Origin of the sequence: Kaistia algarum, assembly GCF_026343945.1 — a bacterium.
Classification (GTDB): domain Bacteria; phylum Pseudomonadota; class Alphaproteobacteria; order Rhizobiales; family Kaistiaceae; genus Kaistia; species Kaistia algarum.
Map to the genome: position 1 here is coordinate 454315 of NZ_JAPKNJ010000002.1, position 26726 is coordinate 481040.

The window sequence follows — 26726 nt, forward strand, 5'->3', positions numbered from 1 at the left end:
GGCCGGCGACCTCGGTCACAGCCCGCCTCGCGCCATCGTGATAGAACAACACTATGGACGGACTTCTCGCCTTCGGCATTCTCGCTCTCGTCGCCCTGCCTGTCATGGCCGTGGCTGCGTTCATCATGGTTCTGGGCGCCCGCCGCCGTATCGCGGCGCTGGAAACGCGCGTGTGGGCGCTGGAAACCGGTACGGTCACGGCCGAATCGACCGGCGCTCTTCCGTCCGTAGCGGCCGAACTCATCCCCAAGCCTGACGCGATGATCATTCCGGAAGCGGAAATCGAGGCGACCGTGCCGATCGCGGAACCGCCTCCCCTGCCCGAGCCCAAGACCGTCGCGGCCGAACTCGAACTGCCGCCGCCGCCGCAGCACAAGCCCGGCGCAGCCAAGCCGCGTGAAAGCCTCGAGCAGCGGCTTGGTACGCGCTGGGCCGTCTGGGTCGGCGGGCTCGCGCTGGCCCTCGGGGCCATCTTCCTCGTGCGCTATTCGATCGACGCTGGCCTTCTGGGTCCGGGCGCGCGCATCGCCTTCGGCGCGGTGTTCTCGCTGGCGCTGCTCGCCGGTGGCGAATGGCTGCGCCGTTCGAAATATGTCGCGGCCTTCTCGGCCATTCCCGCCGCCAATATCCCGGGGATCGTCACTGCCGCCGGCACGGTGGGCCTGTTCGCCACCGCCTATGCCGCCTATGCCCTCTACGGTCTGATTGGACCGACAACAGCCTTCTTCCTGATGGCGGCGATCGGCATCGGCACCATGGTAGCGGCCGCCGTGCATGGACCGTGGCTGTCGGGCCTCGGCCTTGTTGGCGCCTATGCCGCGCCGATCCTCGTCTCGACGAGCGATCCCGACGTCCCGATGCTGATGGTCTATCTCACCTTCGTGACCGCGAGCGCCTTCGGCCTCGCCCGGCTTCGCCTCTGGCGCTGGCTGGCGATCGCGGCAGCCATCGGCGCCATCGTCTGGGGCTTCCTGATGCTCGGCGCGAGCACCAGCGCCTATGCCGATGGCGTCTACGCCCTTGTGATCCTCGCACTTGCCGCCTTGTTCCTCGTGGTCGATGTGCATCGCGAGGCGGATGACGGCGCGCCGGACAAACTGGCAATCGGCGTTCTCGCCGGCCTCGCCGCCCTTTTCGTCGCCGGTGCGGTGACGCATCAGTTCGACGCGGCGAGCCTGATGGCGGCGCTTGTTGGCGGCGCCGTCCTGCTGGCGATCGCCTATCGCTACGACGCGGTCGCCCTTGCTTCTACGGCCGCCGCCGGCTTGGCCGTCGCCTTGGTCTATTTCTGGCCGGCCGCCCTGCAGGCGGCACGGGAACCGACGACCTATGTCGTCGACGCCGTCTCCGCCTATTTCCCGCTGCCGGATGCGATCCGCAGCTTTGCGGCGATTGCAGCCGTTGCGGCCGCGGCGATCCTCGCCACAGGACTTCTCCGTCTGCGCGCCCCACCTGCCGTTGCCGGCTTCGCCGCCATCGTCCATGTGGCAACCGCCGTGGCTGCGCCGCTGTTGATCCTCGTCGTCGCCTATCTGCGCATCACCGCCTTCGTCTCCAATATCGGCTTTGCCGCCATCGCGCTGGCGCTGGCCGGTCTCTTTGCCTGGCTGACCAACCGCTTTGCCGAAAGCGAAGCCGCCGGACGCGCCGAAGACGGCTTGCCGACCGGCCTCTTCGCCGCTGGCTCGATCGCCGCCATCGCCCTGTCGTTGACCATGGCGCTTGAAGGCGGCCTGCTTACCACTGCCTTCGCGTTGGCCAGCCTCGGCGCCGCCTGGGTGCAGCTACGCCGGCCGATCCCGGCGCTGCGCTACGCCGTAAGCGCCCTCGCCGTCCTGGTCCTCGCTCGCATCGTCTGGGATCCCTGGATCTTCGGTACGCGTTCAGGGCCGGGCATCTATGTCTCGATCCTTCTCGGCTACGGTATCCCGGCCGCGTCGTTTGGCGCCGCCTCGGTGCTGCTGCGCCGTGCCCGTATCGACCGCTCGGTCTATGCCTCCGAAGCGCTGGCCGTGATCATGACGGCGCTCCTCGTCATCTTCGAGATTCGTGCCTTCGTCTTCGATGGCGACCTGACGCGGCCCGCCACGGCACTCGCGGAGCAGGGCCTCAACACCGCCGCTGCCTTCGCCTTTGCGCTCGGCCTGTCGCGGCTCTCCCGCCTCCGTCCTAGCCCGGTCTTCGCGATCGGAGGCATGATGGCGCGGCTGATCGGCCTCGTCATCGCCGTGATCGCGCTCGGCTTCGTCGTCAATCCGCTCGTGACCGGAATGCCCGTGCGCGGCGGTCCGGTGTTCAACGAGATATTCCTCGCCTATGCGCTGCCGGCCGTGCTCGCCGCCCTGATCGCCGCGCAGAAACTCCCGGATGCCAGTGGCGTCCGCCGGGCTCTGCGTGCAGCCACGGGCCTTATCGCCTTCGCGCTGGCCTTCGCGGCGATCTCGCTCGAAATCCGCTTCCTCTTCGCGGTCAACCCAGACCTCTCGGCCGACATCATCAGCTCGGCCGAATCCTACAGCTATTCCGCCGCCTGGCTCGTCTTCGGCCTCCTGCTGCTGCTCGCCGGCCTCGTCTTCGACTGGAAGGCGGCCCGCCTTGCCTCGGCAGCGCTGATTCTGTTGACCGTGCTTAAGGTGTTCCTGCTCGACATGGCCAATCTCGAAGGTGTGTGGCGCGCGCTTTCCTTCATGGGGCTGGGCGTCGTTCTGATCGGCATAGGCCTGCTCTATCAGCGGCTGCTGTTCGGCCGGCGAGAGCCGGTGGAACCGGAGGCGCCCGGCGGCGAGGCGGAAGGCGGCTAGACGCGAGCGGAACTCCCGGCGGGCTCGGCGGTTGGCTCCTTGTGAAAGCAAGGGAGACCGACATGAACGCCGATCCGAAGCCGGGCGATCCGATGCCGCCGATGCATGATCCGCAGCCCCAGCCGCAGCCCTCGCCGCCGGCCCCCGATATCCCGCCAACCGTGCCGGAGGAATTGCCGCAGAACGAACCGCAGGAACTGCCGGCAACCGATCCGAAGGGCGGCCCGGCACGGCCGATCCATGATCCGGGCAGCCTCGACATCCCGCCGCCCGCGCCGGACGTTGTGCCGCCGCTCGGGCCGGAACCGACGCGTCTGTGAGTTGCGCGTTCGCTTGACGGGCGCGGCGGCTGCGGCCATGACGAAGGCATGCGCGCCGCCGCCCCCGACTCCCCGATCCTGATCGTCGGCCCCTCCTGGGTCGGCGACATGGTCATGGCGTCGAGTCTCGTGGCGGAATTGCGCCAGCGCTGGCCGACCCGCCCCATCGACATGCTGGCGCCGCCATCGGCTTTGCCGATCGCCACGCTGATCGAGGGCGTGCGCGACGCCATTTCGTCCGATTTCGGCCATGGCGAATTGGGGCTCGCCGGCCGCTGGAAGCTGGGTCGCAGCCTTCGCTCCCGCCGCTACGGCACCGCCATCATCCTGCCGCGCGCCTTCAAGGCGGCGGTCGCGCCCTTTGCCGCCGGCATTCCGGAGCGCATCGGCTACGCCGCCGAGGGACGCAGCATCCTCCTGTCGAAGCCCCGGCGCGACAGCGAGCGGAAGACGGCGCGTACCATCGACCGTTTCGTGGCGCTCGGCCGCGAAGGCGGTGTGTCGTCGCCCTCCCCGCGCCCGCTCCTCAATCCACCAGCCGTCTCGGCCCGGTCGGTCGAGCAGAAGCTCGGTCTTCTGCAGCACCGCCATGTCGTGGCGTTGGCGCCCGGTGCCGAATATGGGCCCGCCAAGCGCTGGCCGGCCGAGAAGTTCGCAGCTCTCGCCGCCCTTGCTGCAGCGTCCGGTTATGGCGTTCGGCTGTTCGGCGGGCCGAAGGATCGCGACATCACAGCAGAAATCGCCGCCAGGGCCGGCGTGCCGGTCGAAGACCTCGCGGGTCGGACCAGCCTCATCGAAGCCGCCGCGCTGCTCGCCGCCGCAGACATCGTCGTCTCCAATGATTCCGGCCTGATGCATGTCGCCGGCGCGCTCGATCGGCCGCTGGTGGTGCTCTATGGCTCCAGTTCGGAAAAGATGACGCCGCCGACAGCGCCGCGCGCCGAAATCGTGTCGCTCGACCTCTCCTGCCGCCCCTGCTTCCAGCGGACCTGCCCGCTCGGGACGTTGGCCTGCCTGGAGGGAATCGAGCCGGCCGTGGTCTTCGCGGCCATGAGCCGCCTGATCGGCGACGGGACCCTGCCATGATGAAACGGACCGCCGCGGAAGGACGAGAATGAGCAATATAGGCAGAGCCGGGCGCGACACCATTCTGGTGACGGGCGGTGCCGGCTTCATCGGATCCAACATCGCGGCGGCGCTGGCGGCCGATGGCTGGCGCATCGTCGTCTCCGACTGGTTCGGCACCGGGTCCAAATGGAAGAACCTCGCGCCGACGCTGCTCGACGATATCGTGACGCCCGAGGCGACGGCGGCCTGGCTCACCCGGCATCACCACCGCGTCGAGGCGATCGTGCATATGGGGGCGATCTCGGCGACGACCGAGGCCGATGTCGACCTGATCATCGCGCGCAACATCCGCGCCACGCTGGATCTCTGGTCGTTTTGCGCCGAACACGACATACGCTTCGTCTATGCCTCCTCGGCCGCGACCTATGGCGGCGGCGAGCACGGCTTCGTCGATGACCAAACGCCAGACCATTTGGCCGCTCTGCGACCGCTCAACGCTTATGGCTGGAGCAAGCTGGTCGTCGACCGGCGCGTCATCGAGGATGTTCGCGCCGGCCGCGCCAAGCCGCCGCAATGGGCCGGGCTGAAGTTCTTCAACGTCTATGGCCCGCTCGAAGCGCACAAGGACGACATGCGCTCCGTCGTCCACAAGATCTGGCCGATCGCGGCGTCCGGCGAAAGGGTCACGCTCTTCAAGTCGCATGATCCCGCCTATGAAGATGGCGGACAGCTTCGTGATTTCGTCCATGTCGAGGATTGCGTCGGCGTCGTCCGCTGGCTGCTTGGCAGCCCATCGGTCAACGGCCTCTTCAATGTCGGCACCGGCAAGGCCCGCTCCTTCGCCGATCTCGCCAGGGCCGTCTTCACCGCGCTCGGGCAGGCACCGAAGATCGACTATGTCGAAATGCCGGAGAAGATCCGCGGCAGCTATCAGTATTTTACGCAGGCCGACCTCGGGAAGCTGCGCGGCGCCGGGTACAATTCCGACTTCCTGTCGCTGGAAGAAGGCGTCGAGCGCTATGTGCGCCATCTCCAGTCCGGCCGGCCTTGAGTGCCGATCCTGCGACCCCCATCTTGACGCCGCCCCGCCCGCATGCACCCTCCGCGGCGACGGAGACACGCCAAGCCATGCTCGACAAGATTGAACCCGGACGGATCGCCGTGATCGGCGACGTCATGATTGACCGCTACATCACCGGATCGGTCAACCGCATCTCGCCGGAGGCGCCGGTGCCGGTGCTGCTGCACGGCAATGTCCGCGTCGTGGCCGGCGGCGCGGCGAATGTCGCGGCCAATGCCGCCGCTCTGGGCGCTTCGGTGAGCCTCGTCGGTCTGGTCGGCGACGATGCCGAGGCGGGCGAATTGCGCGCCGTCCTCGCCACCTATCCCTCGATCGATCTTGCCGGCCTCGTCGTCGATACCGGCCGCCCGACCGTCACCAAGACCCGCGTCATGAGTGGCCGCCAGCAGATCGTGCGCATCGACGCCGAGAGCGCGCTCTATCCCCTGCCCGATATCGAGGCGGCGGTGATCGCGGCGGGCAAAACGGCGGTCGAAACCGCCGATATCGTTGTGTTCTCCGACTATGCCAAGGGTGTGCTGACGGATTCGGTCATCGCCGCGCTGATCCAGGCAGCGAAGGCGCGCGGCGTCCCGGTTATCGTCGACCCGAAGCGGCGCACCTTCGAAACCTATCGCGGCGCCACCCTCGTCACGCCTAACCGGCGCGAACTCTTCGAGGCGACCGGCCTCGCCGACGACACGGACGAACAGGCCGCTCTCGCTGCCAGTGCCGCGGCGCGCCAGTTCGGCGGCGACGTGCTGGTCACGCGGGCCGAAAAGGGCATGACGCTCTGGCGCCAGGGCGGCGCTGTCGCCCATGTCCCGGCCCAGGCGCGCGAAGTGTTCGACGTCTCCGGTGCCGGCGACACGGCGCTCGCCGCGCTGGCCGTGGCGCTGGCGTCCGGACTGCCGGTCGAGCGCGGCATGGTGGTTGCCAACACGGCGGCTGCCATTTCCGTCAGCAAGATCGGCACGGCGGTCGTGACGCGCGAGGAACTCGTCGCAGCGCTCGGCCATACCGAACTTGGATCCTTCGCAGCCGGAGCGCTGGCGACGCGAGAAGAGGCGGTGACCATCGTCCGCGCCTGGCGGGAGCGCGGCGAGCGCGTCGTCTTCACCAATGGCTGCTTTGACCTGCTGCATCCCGGCCATATCGCTCTGATCGAGGCCGCCGCGCGCGAGGGCGACCGGCTCGTCATGGGCCTCAATACCGATGCCTCGGTGCGGCGCCTGAAAGGCGAGAGCCGACCCGTGCAGGATGAACAGGCGCGGGCCCGTGTCATGGGCGCCCTCCGGCCCGTCGATCTGGTGGTCCTCTTCGACGAGGACACCCCTCTGCAGCTGATCGAGGCGCTCGTTCCCGACGTGCTGGTGAAGGGCGCCGACTACAAGCCGGAAGACGTCGTCGGCGCCGATTTCGTCATCGCGCAGGGCGGCAGGCTGGTGCTGGCCGACCTCGTAGCGGGGCGCTCGACGACGGCGCTGATCCAGCGAGCCAATTCCCCCTGAACTCCCTTCCGCTCAAAGCTCCGGCGTTGATATTGCGATCTGTCGGAGCAGGCGCGCGACAACCGCCTCGGCGGTCTGGTCGGCGAGGCAGGGCGGGCCCTCGCCGAAATCGGGCCGAATCGCGCAGTTCGCCTTCTCGCAGGGCGCGCAGGTCCGGTTCGAGACGATCTCGGCGATATTCGGCCCGACCAGCCCGGTCAGGCCCGGGTTGGTCGGCCCATAGAGGCCAATGGTCGGAAGCGCCAATGCTGCTGCGAGATGGCCGAGCCCGGTGTCGACGGTGACGACGCCAGCCGCCCCGGCCAGGACCGGCACGAGGCTCTCGATCGAAGCCGGTGGCAGGATGTGGACATTGCCGAGCCCCGCCGCGATCGCCGCAACGCGCTCATTCTCCACGGCGCCATGGGCGAACAGCACGGCATCGAGGCCCTGCGCATCGAGCCGGGCGGCGAGATCGCGCCAGCCCTCGCGCGTCCAGGTCTTGGTTTTCCAGCTCGTGCCATGGATCAGCACGACATAGGGCCGCCCGTCTCCAGGCAAGCCGCCATCATACCGGAGGCCGGCATCGGGCGGGCTCGCCGGTATCGCATAACCGAGCGAAGCGGCGAACAGGCGGCGGATGCGCACCGCCATGTGCTCGGTTTCGGGGATGTCATGCCGGCGATCATAGAACAGCGTCGCCATCCCCTCGCGCGCGCTGCCCCGGCCGAAGCCGTGCCGTGTCGTAGCGCGGGCCAGGCGCCCGGCAAATGCACTCTTCAGCAGTCCCTGCGCATCAATGAGCACGTCATAGCGTTCGGCGCGCAGCTCGGCGAGGCGCTGCCGCAAGTCGGAAAATGTCGCGCGAGGCTGCTTCTTCATGCGCCGGATCGGCAGCGCGATGACGCGGCGAACCGATGGATGCAGCCGCGCGAGCGGTGCGAAGGCTTCGTCGACCAGCCAGTCGATCTCGATGCCGGGCACGGCCGCCGCCGCATCCGTCACGGCCGGGTAAGAATGGACGACATCGCCGAGCGAGGAGAGCTTTACGAGGAGAACGCGCATGGCGCCGATATGGCCGCAATGCCCGGCTCATGGCAACGGCAAGACGAACTGTGCCCACATTGCTCGCCACCTTACCGAGTGGTAATTCTACGCTTCTCCGGTTCCTTAAGGAAAAGTGAGCGCCGACGATGTGGAAATCTTTGATGATTGCTGCCTCTGTACTGCTTACGAGTTCCGGGCTAGCGGCAGCTGCCTGCCAGGGTACGAATATCGAGTTCGAAGAGAAGTTTTCGCCCCCCGATCCGTCCTGGGGCGCCAATAGCGATGTGGCCTATGCCAAGGACGGCAAGGCCTATCTGAAGGCAGCGCCCAATGGCGTCGCCTCCTGGGTCAATCCCGCCTTCGTTTTCGACAACGTTTTTGCCTGCGCGACCTTCAAGGTGCCGGAACTGAAAGAGGCTGCGGCCGGAACCGGCGGCATGATCTTCTGGTATGAGAGCGCGGACAAATACTACATGACCGCCATCAAGGGAGATGGCCGGGTCGGCATCTGGCGATATCTCTCAGGACGCTGGAATCCCGTCTTTCCGCTGGCAGCGAACGCCGCCGTGAAGACGACGCCGGGCGACGAGAACACGATCGAGGTGGCGTTGCACGGCAATACCGGCACGCTGTTCCTGAACGGTACCAAGATCACCGATTTCCGCGGCCAGCCGCCAAAGGGCGGCAGCGCCGTCGGTATCTACGCGGAATCCGAGTTGTCCCAGTCGAATATCTGGGAGTTCAGCGACGTCCGCGTCGCTACGTTCCAGTAGGATTGGGCGAGGCATAGCGAGCGGTGCCTGAAGACCCGGCCGCTTCAAGCTGCCGGGTTTTTCCTTGTCCTCAGCTTTCGATCGGGATCGGCGGCGACAGGGCCCGCCGGTGCGAGACGGCGGCGATCAGCACGATCGCGGCGCCGAATTGATGCGTCAGCGCGAGGTCGATCGGCACCACCATGAGCAGCGTGCCGATACCGAGCGCCGCCTGCAGGAACACGAGGCCCATCAGGTGCATCGCCCGACGCGCCGCCTTAGTGCCCCGCGCGAGGCGGATCGCCTGGAAGGCGTGGACCACAGCACCGATGAAAAGCAGATAGGCGACGATGCGATGGTCGAACTGGACCGTCATCACATCCTCGAACACGCTCCGCCATGCCGGCTCGTATTCGTAGAGCCGTGAGGGGATCAGCGTGCCGTCCATCAACGGCCAAGTATTATAGGTAAACCCGGCATCGAGGCCGGCGACCAGTCCGCCGAGGAATATCTGCAGCAGCACAATACCCAGCAGGAAGGTCGCCATGCCGCGCAGCGGCGTCACCTTTTCCATAGGGTCGCCGCTGGCGGGCGCGAGGCCGCGCCGGATCCAGACCGTGGCGGCCAGGATGAAGCAGGCGAGCAGGAGATGGGTAGCAAGGCGGTACTGGCTGACATCGACGCGGTTGACGAGGCCGCTCGACACCATCCACCAGCCGACGCCGCCCTGAAGCCCTCCCAAAAGGAACAGCCCGAACAGCGGCAGCCAGAGCCGCCGCTCGATCCGGCCGGTCAGCCAGAGGAGGAGGAACGGCACGAAGAAAACAACGCCGATCAGCCGCCCAAGCAGGCGATGGCCCCATTCCCACCAGAAGATGGTCTTGAAGCCGGCGATATTCATGTCCTTGTTGAGCTGCTGATATTGCGGGATCTGTTGGTATTTCAGGAATTCTTCCTGCCATTCCACGTCGTTCATCGGCGGAACGACGCCGTGGATCGGCTTCCATTCCGTGATCGACAGGCCGGAATTGGTGAGACGCGTGGCGCCGCCGACGACGATCATGGCGACGATCATCACGATCACGGCGAGCAGCCAGGCCCGGATCAGGGCGCGGTCGCGCCGACGATCGCGCTTCACCGCCACGGTGCCGGCCGGCAAGACTGCTTCGGACATGCTCATCACCTCGCTTAGCCCCGGGACTGCACTTAGCGCCGACGCGGGAAATCGACAATCGGCAGGTCGTCGCAGGCGAAGGTCAACGACGGCTCCTCGCCTCGCATTTGCCCCATCGCCCCTGACGCGCTATGCCCTCCCCGATTGCTGCGTAAAGGATGGGACGATGCCGGAACGGCTGCGCAAATTCATCGGGATGATCGCCCTCGTCACGCTGGTCGTCGTCTATTCGCTGGTGGTCATAACCATTCCGATCCAGAATATTCCCGGAGCCTGGATCTGGTTCTTCTATGCGCTGGCCGGCCTGGTCTGGGTGCTGCCGGCCGGGTTGATCATCAAATGGATGCAGAAGCCGCCGCGCGACCGCGAAGCCGGTTGATCCGCCGCTCGATGGCATAGGGCACCCCAGAGAGCAGCAGATCCAGATAACGGAGCCGCTGGTAGTCGCCATTCACGGAAATGCGCGGCAATTCGGTAAGCCGATCGGCGTGGCCAGGATAGAGGACGCCCCGCCTGGTGGTCACGGCGGTCGCGAAACCCGCTTCGCGCGCCAGGGAGAATTCGCGTTTCCCGGCCGTATCGGCCGATCCGTAAGGATAGGCGAAATGGCGTGGACGAATTCCGGTCATCGCCTCGATGCGCGCGCTGCTGGCCTCGATCTCCTGCTGAGCGCGCGGTTCCGGTAAGCGGGAAAGCGCGTAGTGGCCAACCGTGTGGCCGCCGATGGTGACCAGAGGATCGGCGGCAAGGCGCGCGATTTCGTCCCAATCCATCATCGCTTCGCGCAGCATCGCGCCGATATCAACTCCATGGTCACGAGCCGCCTTCTCCACGGCCTGCCGCTGCTCGTCCTCGGGGACAGCGATCAGCGCGGCGATCAGGGCATCGACCGCACGTTCCTTTTGGGAACAGCTCTCCGTGGGCCGCTCCAGCGGGTGTCCGCCAATCGTGACTCGAATGCGAGAGCTGCGCGCTACGATTTCGCCGACGACATCCCACCAGGGCGCCGCTGTGCCGTCGACGAGCCCCGTCGCGACGTAGAGGGTAAACGGCGCGCCTTCGGCCTTCAGGACCGGGAAGGCCTCGGTCAGATTGTTGCGATAGCCATCATCGAACGTCAGCACGACGAAGCGACGGGATGAAGCAGGCGCGGCGAGCCGCCGCGCCGCCTCGTCGAGATCGACGATGTCCATGCCGAGCTCGCGCACGCGCCGGACGACGGCGGTGAGATAGGCGGGCGTGATTTCCAGATGCGAGTTGGGCCGGAAGGCGGCGGACGACGGCTCACGCACATGATGAAACATGAGAATGGCGCCCATGCCCCGCGTCTGCGCGCCAAAGACTTCGCCGGCCCGTACGGCACAGAGTCCGTCGAGCCCGGTCCGGATGACCGATCTTCTCAGGGCCTGGAAGCGCATGTCGAAAGCTCGTCGGTCGGCACGCGCGCGTCCTGCCCGTTCTGGTGGCGTCGATAAGGGAATACGAACACGGCGTTTACACTAGGTTGATAGGCTCGCCGAAGCAAAACGGGAGCTCGGGGCGCCATGGACGGATCACTCTGGACCGAGCAGGCCGAAGCCAGCGGCGCGCGCTCGTCCGGACAGGCGCGATCTGGGCTGACGATCGAAATCCTGCCCTCGCCATCGTCGATCGAGACCGAATGGCGCGGGCTGGCAGCCAAAGCGAAAGTCTCGATCTATCAGCAGTTCGGCTGGACCAACGCCTGGGCGGCGACCATCGCACCGGCACAGCACATCATCCCCTCCATCATGGTGCTACGTCTGGCCGGACAGATCGCGGCGATCCTGCCGCTCGGCATCGAGCGCGCCGGACTGCTGCGGATCGCCCGCTTCCCCGGCGGCGAGCACGCCAATATCCGTATGCCGATCGTCGATCACGACTGCATGGACGCGCTCGTCGATTCGGATGCTCTGGGACAGCGCATCGTCGCGGCGATGCAAGTGCTGCCGGAGCGCGTCGACCTCATCGATCTCGATGCCCTGCCGCTGGAATGGCTGGGGCGCCCTGTTCCGCTCGCGAACCATCCAGCCGCCCGTCCGGCGCGGCTGCAGGTCGGCTCGATCGCCCTCGGCACGGATCTCGCCGCGACGCTGGAGCCGAAGCGCCGCTCGCGCAAAGCGAAGAAGCACCGCGCCCAGTTGAATGCGCTGGCTCCCATCGGTGGGTACCGCTTCTATCGTGCACCCGATGCGCTCTCGGCCATCGCCCTGTTCGAGCGCTTTCGCGCCGAAAAATCCGAATGGTTTGCCAAAATGGGGATTGGCGACAGCTTCGCCGGACCCGGCGTGCCCGAATTCTTTCACGCTCTGATCGAACGGCGGTGGCAGGGCGATGACGCGCTGCTCGATCTCTATGCCGTCGAGTTCGGCGGTGCGGTCCGCGCCATACTGGGCGGCGGCGCTGCCTCCGGCCGGATGAGCGGTTATTTCCTTTCCGTCGCCGATGACGAATGGCGGCGGATCACGCCTGGCGAATTGCTGCTGCACGATCTGGTCGAGGCCTGCTGTGCCGAGGGTCTCTCATCGCTGGATCTCGGCAGGGGCGACGAGCGCTACAAGACTTCCTGGTTGACGAGCGAGGAGAAGCAGGTCCGCCTGATCCTGCCGGTCACGGCCGCCGGACATGCCGGGCTCGCTGCCCTCCGGCTGCGCCATGCCGCCGAACGCAAGCTGAGGGATAATCCCCGTCTCTGGCAGCTCGCCAAACGGATTCGTCGCATTCTGGGCGGTCACGCGCCGGCGGCACCGGAGCCGGAAGCCGCAGACTGATCAGGCGACGGCAGCGTCTTCCGGGATAGAGGCCGGCTCGGCCTCCGCCACCAGAACCAGGATTTCGGCCGGACCGAGCGCGCGGAATGTCGCGATGGCCGCGTCCCGTACTTCCTCGGTCGTCGCCTCCTCGGCGAGCAGCACGATCGCCGCAGCGTCAGGCGCCAGCAGAGGACCGAGCGCCTTATCGGCGTCGATCAGCACATGCTCATACGTATGGTCGAGCGCATCCAGGATGGTCTCGAACCGCTCTGTCGCAGCAAATCCCTCGGGAAGCTCAGTTCGCCCGCGTGGGATCAGATGGGCCCGCGAATAGCGGTCGCGGAAGATCGTCTGCGCGAAAGTCGCAGAGCCGGCGAACAGATCCGCGAAGCCCGGCAATTTCTCGCCCTGCGGCGCCATGGCCGCTCCATCGGCGCCATCGGCATGAAGGTCGAGCAGCAGGACGCGGTTGCCGCGCCGCGACAATTGCCGCGCCAGCGCCACGGCGGCCAGCGGACGACCGCCCTCCCCGGCTTCGATCGGCAATAGCACGACCCGCCGCGCCTCCAGATCGCGCAGCCGGTCGACGAGCGGACGCAGCCGGTCCGGCTGTTCCGGTGCGATCGACGGCGGCGGGCTGGGCTCCGCCGGCATCAGGCGGCGCACGTCCCCGCCCTCGGGCCAACGTTGCCCTGGCTCGGCCGGCGGCATCGGCGCTATCCGAATTGGGCGCAACGCCCGTCCGCTCATCAGTTCGCGCAGCAGGACAAAGGCGACGGAGAGCAGCAGCAGGGCCACGCCGAAGGCTGCCGTGATCGGCACGCGGCGCGGGAAGGATGGCTCGATCGGCACGGAAGCACGCGAGATGACGCGCGCATCGGCCGGCAGATAGTCGCCATCCTGCCGAGACGTCGCCTCGCGATAGCGCCGCAGATAGGTCTCGAGCAGGTCCCGCTGCGAGGACGCCTCGCGCTGCAGCGCCCGGAGCTTGACCTCGGCATCGTTCGACTGTGCGGTCTGCGATTTCGTGCGCTGGATATCGGCCCCGATTTCGGCCTCGCGCGCCTTCGCCGTTTCGACCTCGTTCTCCAAACTCTTCAGGATGCGCCCGGCCTCGGAGCGGATCTGGCCGTCGAGATCACCCAGCTGGGCGTTCAATTCGCGGATGCGCGGATGGTTGGAAAGCAGCGTTGCCGAGAGCTGGGCGATCTGCGCTCTCAGCGCGACCTGCTGTTCGCGCAGACGCTGGATGAGCTGCGAATCGAGCACCTCCGGCACATCGAGGCTGCCGCCATTCTGAAGGCCCTTGCGGATCGTCGTTGCCTTGGCCTCCGAGGCGGCGCGCGCGCCTTCCAGCCGGGCGAACTCGGCATTCAGATCATCGAGCCGCTGCTGCGGCAGGGAGGTCGTGCCGTTCTGTCCGCCCATGAACAGACCGTTTTCGGCGCGGAACGATTCGACCTTGGCCTCCGACCCCGACAGGCGGGTTCGCAGATCCGCGATCTGAGTCTCCAGCCAGTGCGTCGCGTCGGCGTTCGTTGCCCGCTTCGCATCCCGGTCGAGCGTCAGATATTCATCGGCAACCGCATTCGCCACCCGCGCCGACAGCGCCGGATCCGAGGACGAGAAGGCAATGGTGATGACGCGCGTCTTGTCGACCGGATAGACCTGCAAGGCATTGGCGAAGCGCTGCAACACGCGCTCCTGCCTGGAGGCATCGCTCGTCACCTTCCCAAGGCCATACCGCGCCAGCAACGCCTGGATATTGTCGGCAAAGGTCGGCTGGTCGAATTCAGGCAGCGACGCAAGATCGAGCGACTTGACCACGCTCTCGGCCAGATCGCGCGACGCGATGAGCTGCACCTGGCTGGCGACGCCCTCCGCGTCCAGCAGCGAGCGAACTTCGTCCGTTCCGCCCGCCCCCTGCGTGATCGACGACTCGCCCTGCTGGATCAGCACCATGGTCTGCGCGCTGTAGCGCGGCGTCAGCAGGCCGAGGCCGAAGAACACCACCAGCATGGCGACGATGACGAAGGGGATCAGGAACGGCAGCGACCGGCCCAGCGCGCGATAGAGCGCCCGCGAGTCGAGCTCGACATCGTCTGTCCTGGCGAACCGGTCATTCATTGTGTCGGCGATTCCCGCTGAAGCTTGCCCGATCATGGGAATTCAGGGTAACCGCCGAGTTAATTTCCGCCGGTGATGCTTTCAAATAGATGAAGGATCCGAGCTGACATCCGGCTGGGCTTTACCGTGTGTTAACCACGACGACCGACAGTCACGACATTCTTCCCGCCACTCGGAATCGCTGACCGATGCGCCTTCTCTGCCTCATCGCCATGCTGATCGGGACGGTGCTTCTCGCCGGCTGCCAGACGGCCTATCCGCCGCAGGATTCGACGACATACAAGACGCTGATTGGGCCATATCGGCTGGATAGCGGCGATAGGCTGCGCGTCGTCGTATTCGGGCAGAGCGATCTTTCGAACACTTATCTGATCGACCAGGCTGGCTACATCTCGGTGCCGCTCGTCGGCGCCGTCGCAGCCAGGGGCCGGACGACACAGGAACTCGAGGGCGACATTGCCGGCAAGCTCAAGTCCGGCCGCTTCCTGCGCGATCCGGACGTCTCGGTCGAGGTCGACCGCTATCGACCCTTCTTCATCATGGGCGAGGTCGTGAATTCCGGCCAATATCCCTTCGTCAGCGGCATGACGGTCCAGACTGCCGTGGCGATCGCTGGCGGGTTCACGCCGCGCGCCCAGCGCGGCGATGTCGACGTCACACGGCAGGTGAATGGCAAGGTCATGACGGTGCGCCTCCTCCCGACCCAGCCGATCTTCCCGGGCGACACGATCAACATTCGCGAGCGGCTCTTCTGACAATGGAAGCCGCCGGTCCTCCCGCGAGCGACGCGGCCCGCCGGCTCCGCATCGTCCATTGCTTCCGCTCACCCGTGGGCGGCATCTTCCGCCATGTTCGCGATCTTGTCCGCGCACAGGTGGATGCTGGCGCCTCGGTCGGCATCCTCTGCGATGCTTCGACCGGCGGCGCACATGAGGAGATGCTGTTTCGCGAGATCGAACCGCTGTTGGACCTGGGGCTGCACCGCGTCCCCATGCAGCGGCAGATCTCGCCTTCGGACGCGACCGCGCTCTATCGCCTGTTCCGCCAGATGAAGGCCTTGCGCCCGGACGTGATCCACACCCATGGCGCCAAGGGCGGCGTCTATGGCCGCATCGTCGGCACCATGCTGCGCCTTTCGGGCCATCGCGTCGCCCGCCTCTACTGTCCACATGGCGGCAGCCTGCACTACGATCCACGCTCGCGTTCTGGCCGGCTGTTCTTCGCCGTCGAGCGTTGGATGGAGCGGATCACCGACGCCTTCGTCTTCGTGTCGCAATATGAGGCCGATGCCTATCGCGCCAAGGTCGGCGCCCCGAGAAAGCCGTTCCGCATCGCTTCAAACGGCATCGGCCCGGAAGAGTTCGAACGGATCGAGACGCGGCCCGACGCGGCCGATTTTCTCTATATCGGCATGATGCGCGACCTGAAGGGGCCGGACGTCTTCCTGAACGCTCTGGCCCGACTTCGCGACGGCCAGGACGTGGCGCCAACGGCGCTGCTGGTTGGCGACGGCCCGGATACGGCGCGCTATCGCGCGCTCGCTGATCGTCTGGGGCTTGCGGAGGCGGTCCGATTCTTGCCGGCGACTCCGGCGCGCGAAGCCTTTGCCATGGCGAGGTTCGTGGTCGTGCCATCCCGCGCCGAATCGATGCCTTATATCGTGTTGGAAGCGGCTGCCGCGGGAAGGCCGTTGGTCGCTACCGCCGTCGGCGGTATTCCCGAGATTCTTGGAACGCAGCGCAGCCGCCTCGTTCCTTCTGGCGACGCTGCGGCGCTTGCCGGGGCCATGGAGCGCGCGCTCGCCGATCCGGCCGCCACGGAAGCTGAGGCGCTCGAACTTCGCGACGACATGAAGCCGCGCTTCTCCATCGATGCGATGGCGGCGAGCGTCGCTGCAGCCTACAGGCTGGCGGCGACAAACACTCCCGCGAAGCGACGCTGAACGGCCGGCAAAGGTTTGTTAGCCGCGGGCGGTTATGCTCGCTCCTGAGTTTCCCGCGTAAGCCGAGACCATGACCGTTCAGACGCCACAGCGGCTCGATGCCCGCGATGCCAACGCGCTGCCAGCCAGGGCGCGCGAGGTTGCAGCGCGCCTGTCGGACCGGCCGATTTCACCCGCCATGCTCGGCGGGGGCGTCATCGCGGCGGATTTGGTGACTCTCCTCGTCATCGGGCTCGCCCTCTCGCGTGCAACCGGGGAAACCGCCCTCTTCCATCGCCTCGCCGACCTTGGCTCCTTCCTGGTGCCACTGGTCGCGACCTTCCTGATCCGCTCGCAGAGCGGCTACACATTGACGGCGTTCCGCGATCCGGTATCGGCTCTGGCGAAGAGCCTTCTCGCGCTTGCCGTGACCATGCTTCTCGCCGCCGCCGTCGGGTTCTTCGTCGGGGTGGCCTCGCCGGGTTCACGCCTCTGGCTGGTGCTCTATTCCCTTGGCGGGTTCATCTATCTGATCGCGGGCCGCGCGACTCTGGCGCGTCTCGTATCGCGGTGGACACGGCTTGGACGGATCGAGCGGCGCGCTGTCATCGTTGGCGGCGGCGAGGATGCCGCCCGGCTGATCGCGGCACTCGATTCGGACAAGGCGTCCGGAATCCGCATTTGCGGCATCTTCGACGATCGCGACGACGAGCGTTCGCCCGCCGAGGTCGCCGGCCATCCGAAGCTTGGTACAATCGGCGAATTGGTCGCCTTTGCCCGGGCGGCGCGAATCGACCTGCTCGTGGTCGCCTTCCCGGTCAGCGCGGAGCAGCGGCTGACGCAGATATTGGGTCAGCTGTCCGTACTGCCCGTCGATATCCGCCTGTCGGCGCTCGGCAGCCGGTTGCGGTTCACGCCGCGCGCCTATTCCTATGTCGGCGACGTGCCGTTTCTGGACTTGCTCGATCGGCCGATCTCGGGCCGCGACGCACTGGCGAAGCGCATCTTCGACCTCGTCGTCGGCACGATCGCGCTGGTGCTTCTTTCCCCTATCCTGCTGGCGACGGCCATTGCCGTCCGCCTTGACAGCCCCGGCCCGATCCTGTTCCGCCAGCGCCGCCTCGGCTTCAACAACGAGGTCATCGAGGTGCTGAAATTTCGCTCGATGTATCATCATCTGAGCGACCCGGCGGCCAAGGTGGCGGTTACGCGAGATGACAGTCGCGTGACTCGCGTCGGGCGGTTCATCCGCCGCACCTCGATCGACGAGTTGCCACAGCTCGTCAACGTGCTGCGCGGCGAACTCTCCCTGGTCGGCCCGCGCCCACATGCCGTGAACGCGCATACGGCCGATCGGCTATGGGAGGAAGTCGTCGACGGCTATTTCGCCCGTCATCGCGTCAAGCCGGGCATTACCGGCTGGGCGCAGATCAATGGCTGGCGCGGCGAGATCGACGTGCCGGAGAAGATCCAGCGCCGCGTCGAATATGACCTGCACTATATCGAGCGCTGGTCGTTGCTGTTCGATTTCTACATCCTGCTTGTGACGCCGCTCCGGCTGATCCGCCAGGAGAGCGCCTATTGAGCGCCACCGCACCCTTTGAACGAACACACACCGGCTTGCCGGCCTTGATGCTCGGCCGTGCCGCCATCGCCGTGCTGGTCTTCCTGTCCGGCTTCGTCATGTTCGAACCGGCACCGTCCGATCTGCTGCTTTGCCTGGTCGTGCTGGTTTGGTCGTTCTTCGGGCTGCGCTTTACCCGACCCATGCTGCCGATGATCGTCTTGCTCGTCGTCTATGTCGTCGGCGGGCTCTTGTCGTTCACGCAGCTATCGTCGTTTCAGAAACCTACAACCTACATGGCAACGACGGCGTTTCTGGCAATTTCTGCCGTCTTCTATTGCGCGGTCCTCCAGGAAGACACGGAGCGCCGGCTGGCCGTCATCGAGAAAAGCTATATCGCCGCGGCGATCCTTTGCGCCCTGATCGGCATTCTCGCCTATTTCGGCGCGATACCGGGCTCGTCGCTGTTCACGCTGTATGATCGGGCCAAGGGGCCGTTCAAGGATCCCAACGTCTTCGGGCCCTTCCTCGTCCTGCCGCTGGTCGTCCTCGCTCGCTCGATCCTGACCCGACCGATCCTGCGCTCAGGATGGGCGATTCCCGGCGCCCTCGTCCTTATCGCAGGCATCTTCCTGTCGTTCTCGCGCGCTGCCTGGGGCATGGCCGTCTTGGCACTTGTGGTGACGGCGCTCATCATCTTCATCAATGAGCGCGCGACGTCCCGGAGACTGCGCATGCTGGCGGCGCTGGCGGCCGGCGCTTTGCTGGTCATGCTGCTCCTGCTGATAGCGATCTCGATCCCCGCTGTGCAGGACATCTTCGTCCAGCGCTTCAAGCTGGTGCAGGACTATGACGCGTCACGGCTCGGCCGATTCGAGCGGCACATCATCGGGTTCTTCCTGATTCAGGAACATCCGCTCGGGCTTGGCCCGTTCCAGTTCGGCCTGGCCATGGGCGAGGACGAGCACAATATGTGGCTGAAGGGGTTCACGGTCTATGGTTGGCTCGGCGGCTTCGCCTATATCACGCTGGCTCTCTGGACCCTGGTCATCGCCACGCCGCTGATCTTCCTGAAGCGCGCGTGGACGCCGTTCATCCAGTGCGTTTACGCCGTCTATATCGGCCATTTGATGATCCACAACGTGATCGACAATGATCACTGGCGGCATCTCTTCCTGATCTATGGCCTGCTCTGGGGCGCCTATGCCGCCGAACGATCGCGGCGGCCGGCCGGAACAGTCCGGCCACCGTCTCAACCGTCCTTGATCATCACGGCGCCGGTCACCCTGCCGCGATCCCAGCCCGCCCGATAGGACATCGGTCGAACGCCGGGGCTCCATACCCGTCTCGTCTCTCCCATCCCGATGTCGTGCTAGAGGCCGATATCTTCCGCTTCGACTGCGAGGACGGCCGCCAGCGCCTGGCGCTCGGAAATCGTCGGGCAAAGGCCCGCTTCAATGGCGCGCAGATGATCGGGAATCATGCCGGCCGCCGTCGCCAGGTCGATCACGCTGAGGCCACGCGCTTCCCGCAAGGCCACGATGCGGCCACCGGCGCATCCCAGTCCGGCTTCATCGCCCAGAACCGGCATATCGACGACGCCAGCCATACCGGTATTTGTTTCAAATCGATCGAGCATCTCTCGTCCTCCTCCACTGGATCACCAAATCCAATGTCGGAGTGCGCTGGAAGTTCCGGCGATCATGACTAGAGCGCCTTGCGTCCTGCCGGACGCGAAGAGGCGATCCATCTCGGTGTTTTCGCGTTGGATTGACCCGAAAACCGGATTCTGCTTTCCGGTCCAATGACCTAGGCCGATCACACCTGCACAAACAAAAATGGCCCGGCTTACGCCGGGCCATTCGATGGAAGATCCAATCTTGAAGATTAGAACTTGTAGTTGATACCGGCCTTGACGACGTTGGTGGTCAGGTCGACGCTGGTCGCGCCAACCGAGGTCCAGCCGCCGATGTTGCCGAGATCGTAGTAGTCATATTCCAGGAAGCCGGTGACGTTCTTGGTGAACGCCTTTTCGACGCCCGCACCAGCCGTCCAGCCGGTCGCCCACTTCGTGCTCGACCAGGAAGCGTAGAGCGGACCCGAGGTCACGCCAGCGCTGGCTTCGACCTGGCCATACGCAAGACCGCCCTTGGCATAGAAGAGCCAGGTGTCAGCCGCGAAGCCGGCGCGAACCGTGGTCGAACCAAGCCAGTTGGTCTGGGCCTTGGCATTGATGTAGGCGAGGCCGGTGTAGCCGTCACGCGTCGTCTGGATGCCGGTGTAGGCCAGATCCGTCTGAGCGCCGATCACGAACTGGTTGATCTGGTAGTTATACCCGATCTGAGCACCGCCGAGAGCGCCGGAAGCCGAACCGAGAACGTCGGTGTAGGTGCCGACATTCGTGTTGTAGTCGCCCCAGCCACCGCCGGCGTGCACACCAGCGTAGAAGCCGGTCCAGTCGAACACGACCGGAGCGATGACAGCGGCCGGAGCCGGCTCATAGGTGAGGTCAGCAGCCGACGCACCCGCCGTCAGAGCCAGAACCGCCACACCCGCGTAAAACAAAGTCTTCATTGGGGATCTCCATCAAAACCCGAAATAACTAGCCGTTGCACCCCCGAGCGATCGGCTTGACGTGAACATACCTCAAACGCCGCGTGCGGCAAGTTCGATCCGAGGGGCAGAGGCACTTGCCCTCCCACTGTTGCGAAAGTGCAGCAGTCGAACTTCCGGCTGAAAGTTGTTCCGATTGTGACCAAAGTATGCCGGCGTATCGAAACGGGGCTAAGCTCAAGCAACGGCATTGCGATTTAATGTTTGGTTAACCATAAGACCACAGTGCGGATCGGCACGCCTTTAAGGTTTGTGGGCGCTGTCACTTGTATATTGCTACAATAGTGCTTCGAAACTCTGGACTTCAAACTGTGGTTGACGCTTCACGGAGACGGTAACCCGATATCGCCCAGTCAAATGACCAGAAGCGGTACAAATTGTGCGCATTGATCGGCCACAGTGCCGCCTCTTGAGTGGGACGATCGGCCGGATTGTTCGAATTAATCTCGAATTTGAGAGTCCAGGCTGCCAACGGCCTGCCAGGCATCGCTGCGGCGTCGCAGGATGTCCTCCTGTGAGATGGCCATCTCGGCGGCGCGGAAGAAGGCGACTTCACCGATCGTCAGGTTCGATCCGTCAAGGACCTTTTTCCCACCCACCGCCCTGATCCATGAAGAAACGATTCGGGCGCGTGTCCCGTAGGTGGCAAGCAGGCGCTCGGCCATTGCCGATTCGACCCCCCCGGCGACGATTTCTGCCAGCAAGGCGCGGCGCTCCGCGTCTTCGCGTGGAAAGCCCTTGCCGCCGCCGATTGGCAGATCGCGCGTCGACAGCGTCCGGTCTTGGCCCAGTTCGCGCAAGACCGCGTCGCTCGCATCCTCCGCCATCCGACGGAACGTCGTCCATTTGCCGCCGACGATCGAAATCACGGGAAGCGGCTGGCGGTGGACGAAGACGGCGTGGTCGCGACTGCGGCTCGCCAGCGAGTGGCTCGCGGAGCGCACGAGCGGGCGCACACCGACCATGTGGCCGACGATCCGGACCGATTCGATATCCACCGACGGAAGGGCAGTCGTGAGGGCCCGGAGCAGGTAGGTTTCGTCATCCGCCGTCGCTACGGCCTCGTCCGGATCATCGCAGGCCGATTCGGTGGTGCCGAGAAGCACGCGGTCGCCCGAGAGGCGGTAGCAGACCAAGAGGCGCCGATGGGCTGGGTCGGGCGTGCTGTCCTCGAAGAAGAGCAGATCCTCGCCGAGAGTCGCCGCCAAGTCCGGCGCCTCAAGAATGAGATGGGTGCCGGCGACGCCGCCCGTTATCCGCTCGGATATACCGAAGAGCGCGGCGACCTTGTCGGCATGCGCACCCGCCGCATTGACGACCACTCGCGCCGTGACCTCCAATTCCTGGTCCGTCAGTCGGTCCCGCAGTCGCAGCCTGTCCCCTTCCACGCCGACCAGTGCGCAATAGTTGAAAGCGGCGGAGCGCTCTCCGGCCGCAACTCCGTCCTCGATCAGCTCGATCGCGACGCGTTCGGGCATCAAGATGCGGGCTTCGCCCAGCGACAATGCACCGGCAAAGCGCCCGGCGAGATAGGGAAAGCGCCGAGCAAGGGCGGCGCCAGTCCAGATCCGGCCGCGCGGCAGCGCATGCGAGACGCCAGCCAGGGCGTCATAGAGCCAGCGCCCCAGCGCCATCGGCACGATACCGGGCATGCCGCCCTTCGGCGCCAACTTGAGAAAGCGAAGCGGCGCCGCGACAAGGCCGCCCAGCCAGGAGGAGAGTGGCAGGACAACGGTGATCGGCTGCACGGCATGCGGGGCGTTGTTGACGAGCCGATCGCGCTCGACGACGGAATCACGCACGAGGCCGATTTCACCGCGTTCCAGGTAGCGAAAGCCGCCATGGGCAATGCGGGTCAGCGCGCCGCTGGCCCCACTGGCAAAATCGTCCCGTTCGACGAGGAGGACGCGAAGTCCTTGGAGGCATAGATCGCGAAACGTGCCGGCGCCGGTGATGCCGCCGCCGATGACGACGGCGTCAAAGTCCGAATCGGCGAGCACCTCGGCCCGCATCCGTTCGCGGTCGAGGATCGGCGCGGGAGGCGCTACGACGCCGTCGGCCAACGGCGCAATTCCACTTCCTCGAACGAGGTGATGGCCTGGAAGCGCGGATCAGGCTTCGTCCCCTCCTCCTCGCGCACAACATGGACGACAGGAAGTCCGGCGGCCGTAGCGGCAGCCAGTTCGCGTGGATTGTCGGAGAAGAAGAGAAGCCGGGTCGGATCGACGCCGATCGATCCAGCGATCTTGCGGTAGGACTCCGTTTCGACCTTCGCGCCGATATCGGTGTCGTAATGGCCGGAGAAGAGCGGGCGCAAATCGCCCGAGGGGATGTTCGCAAAGAACAGTGTCTGAGACAGGACCGAGCCGGACGAGAAAACGAAGAGCGGAACGCCAGCTTCGTGCCAGAGCTTCAACATGGCGAGGGCATCGTCGTAGATGTGGCCCTGCAGGCGCCCGGCCTCGAAACCGGCGACCCAGACCATGCCCTGGATTTTCTTGAGCGGCGGCGCCTTCCTGTCCTCGGCCAACCAGCCGAGCAGCGTTTCGATCGGGTCACACGGTTCGCCGGCCAGCGTGACCGTGTCCGCCAGGATCTGCTGCACCACCGGATCGTCGTGATGGGCGGCGACATAGTCCTTCAGATTATCGCGCAGATAGCTGTAGAGAACGGCCGTCACATAAGGCTGCGACGCGATCGTCCCCTCGATGTCGAGCAGGACGACGTCGGGTTCGAAGACCAGATTGGCAGACATGCGGCTCTTTCGGCAGGCTTCAGCGCGCGAGCGCCGGATCGAGCGTCGTGCGCTCGAAATGCGGGATGGCGTCCAGGAAGGCGCCCAGATCGGCAAAACGCGCCGGGTCCTTCAGCACCGTCCGCGCAAAGGCAAGCGTCGCCGCCTGAACCTCGGCACGGCGGACCGTATCCTCGATGACGAGGAAATCGGCGACCTGCGCATAGGACAGGACACGGCGGATCATCTTGATCGCGGCGAAGGCGACGAGATCCTCGAAGATCGCCTGCACATAGTCGTGCCGGATCGTGGCGAGCCGCGCCCTGCCCGCAGCGTCCGCGAAATGCGAGGCCGGATAGCCATCGCCACCCGTGTCGGGATGCGTGTCCCAAAGCCGCAGGAATTCCGCGCGGAACGTCTCCCAGAGCGTCACGATCTGGTCGAGCAGGTAGCGCTGATGCGCCTCGCGCTCGGCCTTGTCACGAACATAGGCGCCCTGCGCGTACCAGTTGATGACCAGATTGGCGATGAAGGCGCCGAGATCGAAGCCGATCGGACCGAATGTCGAGAACTCGCCGTCGATGACGCGCGTCTCATCCTCGGTGACCATCACCGAGCCCGAATGGAGATCGCCATGCAGCAATGCCTGCCGGTTCGACAGGAAGGCGTTGCGGCGGATGGCGACGGCGCTCTTCAGCTCCGTGTCCTCGCGGAAGGCTTTCGCCCAACCGGCCAGTTCCGGCACGAAACGATTGCGCCAAACCTCGACATAAGGATCCGTGAAGATCAGATCGACGCTGATCCGGAGCAGCGAGACATTGCCGGAGAAAGTCGCGATATCCTCGAACTTCCGCTCGAACGGTACGCCGAGATCGGAAGTGTGGAACGAGGCGGCGGCGACATAGCGGCCGATGTCGGCGGCGACCTTCGGGAAGGTCTGGCCCTCGATTAGCGCGCCGCGCAGCACGACATGGGGGGAAAGCTTCTCCATGACGATGAATTGCAGCACCGGATCGAAATGCAGCAGCTTCGGCGCCAGCTGACCGACGATCGGCTCCAGCCGACGCATATAGCTCGCCTCGAAGAAGGAGCGCTTCTCGTCGAGCGGCCAGCTCTCACCATGATAGCGCACATAGGGCAGACCCTGCTTGGCACAGACGCCACCCTCGGGCCCGTCGACGATGAAGACGGCGTTGATATAGCCATCCGCGACGTCGCGGATGGTCCACTCGGACGGCTTGCCGCCGAGGATCGCCGCCGCTTCCGGCAATTGGGCAATCTCGGCGATGATGTCGGCCTGCGACAGGACGCGGTAGCCGCTCGTCGCGGCGGGAATGTTCAGAATTGCGGACATGGAGCCTCCCGATCGCGCCTTGTCATCATTTTACGCCGCCATGCGCAAGTCCCTCGACGAGGTGCTTCTGCATCAAAAGCGCGATGAGGTAGATCGGCAGGATCCCGGCGAGCGACGCAGCCGCCATCTGGCCGAAATTGACCAGCCGGTCGCCCTGGAACAGGGAGATGCCGACGGTGAGCGTGCGCATCGCGTCGGAAAGCGTCAGTCCGGAAGCGAGCAGGAACTCGTTGAAGGAGAGGATGACGACGATGATCGTGGTGGCGGCGATTCCCGGCGCAATCATCGGCGCCACGACCGAGACGAGCGTGCGAAGCTTGCCGGCCCCGTCCAGCGCCGCTGCCTCCTCGATCTCGACTGGCACTCGGCGCAGGAAGGGCGTCAGCAGCCAGAAGGCGACCGGAATATTGAGAAAGCCGTAGATCAGGATGAGACCGGCATGGGTGTTGATGAGCCCGACCATCTTCAGAAGGAAGAAGAACGGGATCAGACCGACGATCGGCGGCGCGATATAGCTCGCCAGCGTCGCCTGCGGCAGGAGTTTGCGGCCAATGCCGAGCCGGATCATGGCATAGGCGGCCGGCAGCGTGATCGCGATGGTGACGAGGCCGGCCAGAATTGAAACCACCACCGAATTGAAGATGAAGGTGGCGAGCGACGTGGCTTCGAAGGCGCCCGGCCAGTTGGCGAGCGTCGGATCATTCGGCAGGAAAGAGCCGCTGAGCACGTCGTCCTTGCGCTTGAACGAGACCGACAGGAGATAGGCGATCGGCAGCAGGAAGAAGGTGACGGCGACGAGCGCCGCCGCGGCCTGCAGAATGCGGGTGGAGGGTCGGGTCATGAATAATGCTCCGACGCAAAGCGGTGCAGCCGGACGATCGGGATCGTGACGATGCTGATGACGACCGCATAGATCAGCGTCTGCGCCGCCGCCTTGCCGACATCGAACTGTTCCAGCGCCAGCCGCCAGATGCCGAAGGTGGCGTTGGTGGTGGCAAAGCCCGGACCGCCGAAGGTCAGCACATAGACGAGGTCGAACAGCTTGAAGCCGATGATGAGCTTCAGCAGGAAGATCGAGGCGAGCGGCGCGGCGACGAGCGGCAACGTGACATGGCGCAGCCGCTGCCACGGACCCGCGCCGTCGATCATCGACGCTTCACGGACGCCGTCCGGTAGGCTCACCAGCGCGGCGAAACAGAGGATCGTGACGAAGGGCACCCATTGCCAAAGATCCGCAACGCCGATCGAAAGCCATGCCGGCACCGGCGTTGCCAGGAACGAGATCGGCGCGTCGGTGATGCCCCAATTCATCAGGACGCCGTTCAGCAGGCCTCCGGATGGTGCCAGGATCAGCTTCCAGGCGACGCCGACCATGACCGGCGGCGTCATCAGCGGCAACAGTACGACGATCAGCAAATAGCGGCCGGCACGGGCGAGCGCGACGAAGAGGCTCGCCAGCGCGAAACCGATCACCAGTTCGGCGATCGCCGAGGCGAAGGCAAAGGCGACGCCCTTGAACACGGCGCTCTGAAACGCCGGGTCGAGCAGCGCGCCGGTAATTTGCCTCATTCCGACGAAAGCGCGAAACGGCTTGCCGAGCGTGCTCTTGGTCGTCGCAAGCGCGATCAGGAAGATCGTCGGATAGAGCGTCGTGATGACGAGCGCGAAGCCCAGCGGCGCCACCCAGATGAATTTCGACCAACGGCGCAGCTCGGCCGAGGCGGCCCGCCCAGCGATGTGGAGCGTCGCGGGGCGTGCTGAGGCGCCTTCCATCGGAATGCTGCTCAATGGATGCCCTCCCCGCTTGTGCTGCCGCGCCCTATCCTGCCGCCCCATGACCTGCCCCCGATCGGATGCGGTTGTTTCGAACGCAGCCGGGATCGCGTCAAGGCCGGCCCGGCTTGGCGCAGGTTGAAAGCTGCCGGGAAAG

23 protein-coding genes are annotated in these 26726 nt (G+C 65.5%); 12 read left to right on the forward strand and 11 right to left on the reverse strand.

Going from position 1 to position 26726, the window contains the following annotated elements; genetic code table 11:
* Positions 1–53: 53 nt before the first annotated feature.
* The 5 genes from OSH05_RS15450 (at position 54) to rfaE1 (ending at position 6760) form a co-directional block, all read left to right on the forward strand.
* Positions 54–2801 carry a DUF2339 domain-containing protein gene (locus OSH05_RS15450; protein WP_104218973.1) on the forward strand — a complete coding sequence of 916 codons (2748 nt, stop codon included), beginning with the start codon at positions 54–56 and terminating at the stop codon, positions 2799–2801.
* Positions 2802–2863: 62 nt separating this feature from the next.
* Positions 2864–3121 (forward strand): hypothetical protein, encoded by a 258-nt coding sequence (locus OSH05_RS15455; RefSeq protein ID WP_104218974.1) that lies wholly within the window; start codon positions 2864–2866, stop codon positions 3119–3121.
* Positions 3122–3169: 48 nt separating this feature from the next.
* Positions 3170–4207 carry a lipopolysaccharide heptosyltransferase II gene (gene waaF / locus OSH05_RS15460; RefSeq protein WP_104218975.1) on the forward strand — a complete coding sequence of 346 codons (1038 nt, stop codon included), beginning with the start codon at positions 3170–3172 and terminating at the stop codon, positions 4205–4207.
* Positions 4208–4235: 28 nt separating this feature from the next.
* Entirely contained in the window at positions 4236–5240 is a 1005-nt protein-coding gene (gene rfaD, locus OSH05_RS15465) for an ADP-glyceromanno-heptose 6-epimerase (protein WP_104218976.1), read from the forward strand.
* Between the two features lie 77 nt (positions 5241–5317).
* Positions 5318–6760, forward strand: coding sequence for a D-glycero-beta-D-manno-heptose-7-phosphate kinase (gene rfaE1 / locus OSH05_RS15470; RefSeq protein ID WP_104218977.1), 1443 nt, complete (start codon positions 5318–5320; stop codon positions 6758–6760).
* 12 nt (positions 6761–6772) lie between these two features.
* Here the strand turns inward: rfaE1 and waaC are convergent, their stop codons facing one another.
* Positions 6773–7804 carry a lipopolysaccharide heptosyltransferase I gene (waaC, locus tag OSH05_RS15475; RefSeq protein ID WP_104218978.1) on the reverse strand — a complete coding sequence of 344 codons (1032 nt, stop codon included), beginning with the start codon at positions 7802–7804 and terminating at the stop codon, positions 6773–6775.
* Positions 7805–7947: 143 nt separating this feature from the next.
* Here waaC and OSH05_RS15480 point away from each other — a divergent pair, with 143 nt between their 5' ends.
* Positions 7948–8559: a hypothetical protein gene (locus OSH05_RS15480; RefSeq protein ID WP_104218979.1), complete on the forward strand. Its 612-nt coding sequence runs from the start codon at positions 7948–7950 to the stop codon at positions 8557–8559.
* A gap of 70 nt (positions 8560–8629) precedes the next feature.
* Here the strand turns inward: OSH05_RS15480 and OSH05_RS15485 are convergent, their stop codons facing one another.
* The gene (locus OSH05_RS15485) at positions 8630–9718 is read right to left on the reverse strand and encodes a COX15/CtaA family protein (protein WP_104218980.1); all 1089 of its coding nucleotides are present in this window, start codon (positions 9716–9718) and stop codon (positions 8630–8632) included.
* Positions 9719–9878: 160 nt separating this feature from the next.
* Between OSH05_RS15485 and OSH05_RS15490 the strand changes: the two genes are divergently transcribed.
* Complete coding sequence (locus tag OSH05_RS15490; protein WP_104218981.1) at positions 9879–10091, forward strand: DUF2842 domain-containing protein; 213 nt, start codon at positions 9879–9881, stop codon at positions 10089–10091.
* Here OSH05_RS15490 and OSH05_RS15495 read toward each other — a convergent pair.
* On the reverse strand, positions 10048–11130 hold the full coding sequence (locus tag OSH05_RS15495; protein WP_104218982.1) for a polysaccharide deacetylase family protein: 1083 nt from the start codon (positions 11128–11130) through the stop codon (positions 10048–10050). The two genes, OSH05_RS15490 and OSH05_RS15495, sit on opposite strands and share 44 nt — an antisense overlap.
* Before the next feature lie 126 nt (positions 11131–11256).
* Between OSH05_RS15495 and OSH05_RS15500 the strand changes: the two genes are divergently transcribed.
* Positions 11257–12501, forward strand: a complete 1245-nt coding sequence (locus tag OSH05_RS15500) for a GNAT family N-acetyltransferase (RefSeq protein ID WP_104218983.1) — start codon at positions 11257–11259, stop codon at positions 12499–12501.
* Here OSH05_RS15500 and OSH05_RS15505 read toward each other — a convergent pair whose 3' ends face one another.
* Positions 12502–14610: a GumC family protein gene (locus OSH05_RS15505; RefSeq protein WP_165801574.1), complete on the reverse strand. Its 2109-nt coding sequence runs from the start codon at positions 14608–14610 to the stop codon at positions 12502–12504.
* A 188-nt stretch (positions 14611–14798) separates the two neighbouring features.
* On the opposite strand from OSH05_RS15505, the gene OSH05_RS15510 reads away from it, so the two are divergent.
* The 4 genes from OSH05_RS15510 (at position 14799) to OSH05_RS15525 (ending at position 19408) form a co-directional block, all read left to right on the forward strand.
* A complete protein-coding gene (locus OSH05_RS15510) occupies positions 14799–15365 on the forward strand; it encodes a polysaccharide biosynthesis/export family protein (RefSeq protein WP_104218985.1) in 567 nt (188 codons plus the stop codon).
* 2 nt (positions 15366–15367) lie between these two features.
* A complete protein-coding gene (locus OSH05_RS15515) occupies positions 15368–16552 on the forward strand; it encodes a glycosyltransferase (RefSeq protein ID WP_104218986.1) in 1185 nt (394 codons plus the stop codon).
* A gap of 70 nt (positions 16553–16622) precedes the next feature.
* Positions 16623–18116: an undecaprenyl-phosphate glucose phosphotransferase gene (locus tag OSH05_RS15520; RefSeq protein WP_104218987.1), complete on the forward strand. Its 1494-nt coding sequence runs from the start codon at positions 16623–16625 to the stop codon at positions 18114–18116.
* Positions 18113–19408: an O-antigen ligase family protein gene (locus OSH05_RS15525; protein ID WP_266352557.1), complete on the forward strand. Its 1296-nt coding sequence runs from the start codon at positions 18113–18115 to the stop codon at positions 19406–19408. The genes OSH05_RS15520 and OSH05_RS15525 overlap by 4 nt, the downstream gene beginning before the upstream one ends.
* A 59-nt stretch (positions 19409–19467) precedes the next feature.
* On the opposite strand, the gene OSH05_RS15530 is transcribed toward OSH05_RS15525, so the two are convergent.
* From OSH05_RS15530 to OSH05_RS15560, 7 genes are all read right to left on the reverse strand, one after another.
* Positions 19468–19734: a helix-turn-helix domain-containing protein gene (locus tag OSH05_RS15530; RefSeq protein ID WP_104218988.1), complete on the reverse strand. Its 267-nt coding sequence runs from the start codon at positions 19732–19734 to the stop codon at positions 19468–19470.
* A gap of 248 nt (positions 19735–19982) precedes the next feature.
* Positions 19983–20669, reverse strand: a complete 687-nt coding sequence (locus OSH05_RS15535) for an outer membrane protein (protein WP_104218989.1) — start codon at positions 20667–20669, stop codon at positions 19983–19985.
* A gap of 479 nt (positions 20670–21148) precedes the next feature.
* The gene (locus tag OSH05_RS15540) at positions 21149–22771 is read right to left on the reverse strand and encodes a glycerol-3-phosphate dehydrogenase/oxidase (protein ID WP_104218990.1); all 1623 of its coding nucleotides are present in this window, start codon (positions 22769–22771) and stop codon (positions 21149–21151) included.
* Entirely contained in the window at positions 22753–23463 is a 711-nt protein-coding gene (mtnC, locus tag OSH05_RS15545) for an acireductone synthase (RefSeq protein WP_104218991.1), read from the reverse strand. Before mtnC ends, OSH05_RS15540 begins: the two co-directional genes overlap by 19 nt.
* Positions 23464–23482: 19 nt before the next feature.
* Positions 23483–24796 carry an S-methyl-5-thioribose kinase gene (gene mtnK, locus OSH05_RS15550; RefSeq protein ID WP_104218992.1) on the reverse strand — a complete coding sequence of 438 codons (1314 nt, stop codon included), beginning with the start codon at positions 24794–24796 and terminating at the stop codon, positions 23483–23485.
* A 25-nt stretch (positions 24797–24821) separates the two neighbouring features.
* Complete coding sequence (locus OSH05_RS15555; RefSeq protein WP_104218993.1) at positions 24822–25637, reverse strand: carbohydrate ABC transporter permease; 816 nt, start codon at positions 25635–25637, stop codon at positions 24822–24824.
* Positions 25634–26584 carry a carbohydrate ABC transporter permease gene (locus OSH05_RS15560; protein ID WP_266352560.1) on the reverse strand — a complete coding sequence of 317 codons (951 nt, stop codon included), beginning with the start codon at positions 26582–26584 and terminating at the stop codon, positions 25634–25636. Before OSH05_RS15560 ends, OSH05_RS15555 begins: the two co-directional genes overlap by 4 nt.
* Positions 26585–26726 lie beyond the last annotated feature (142 nt).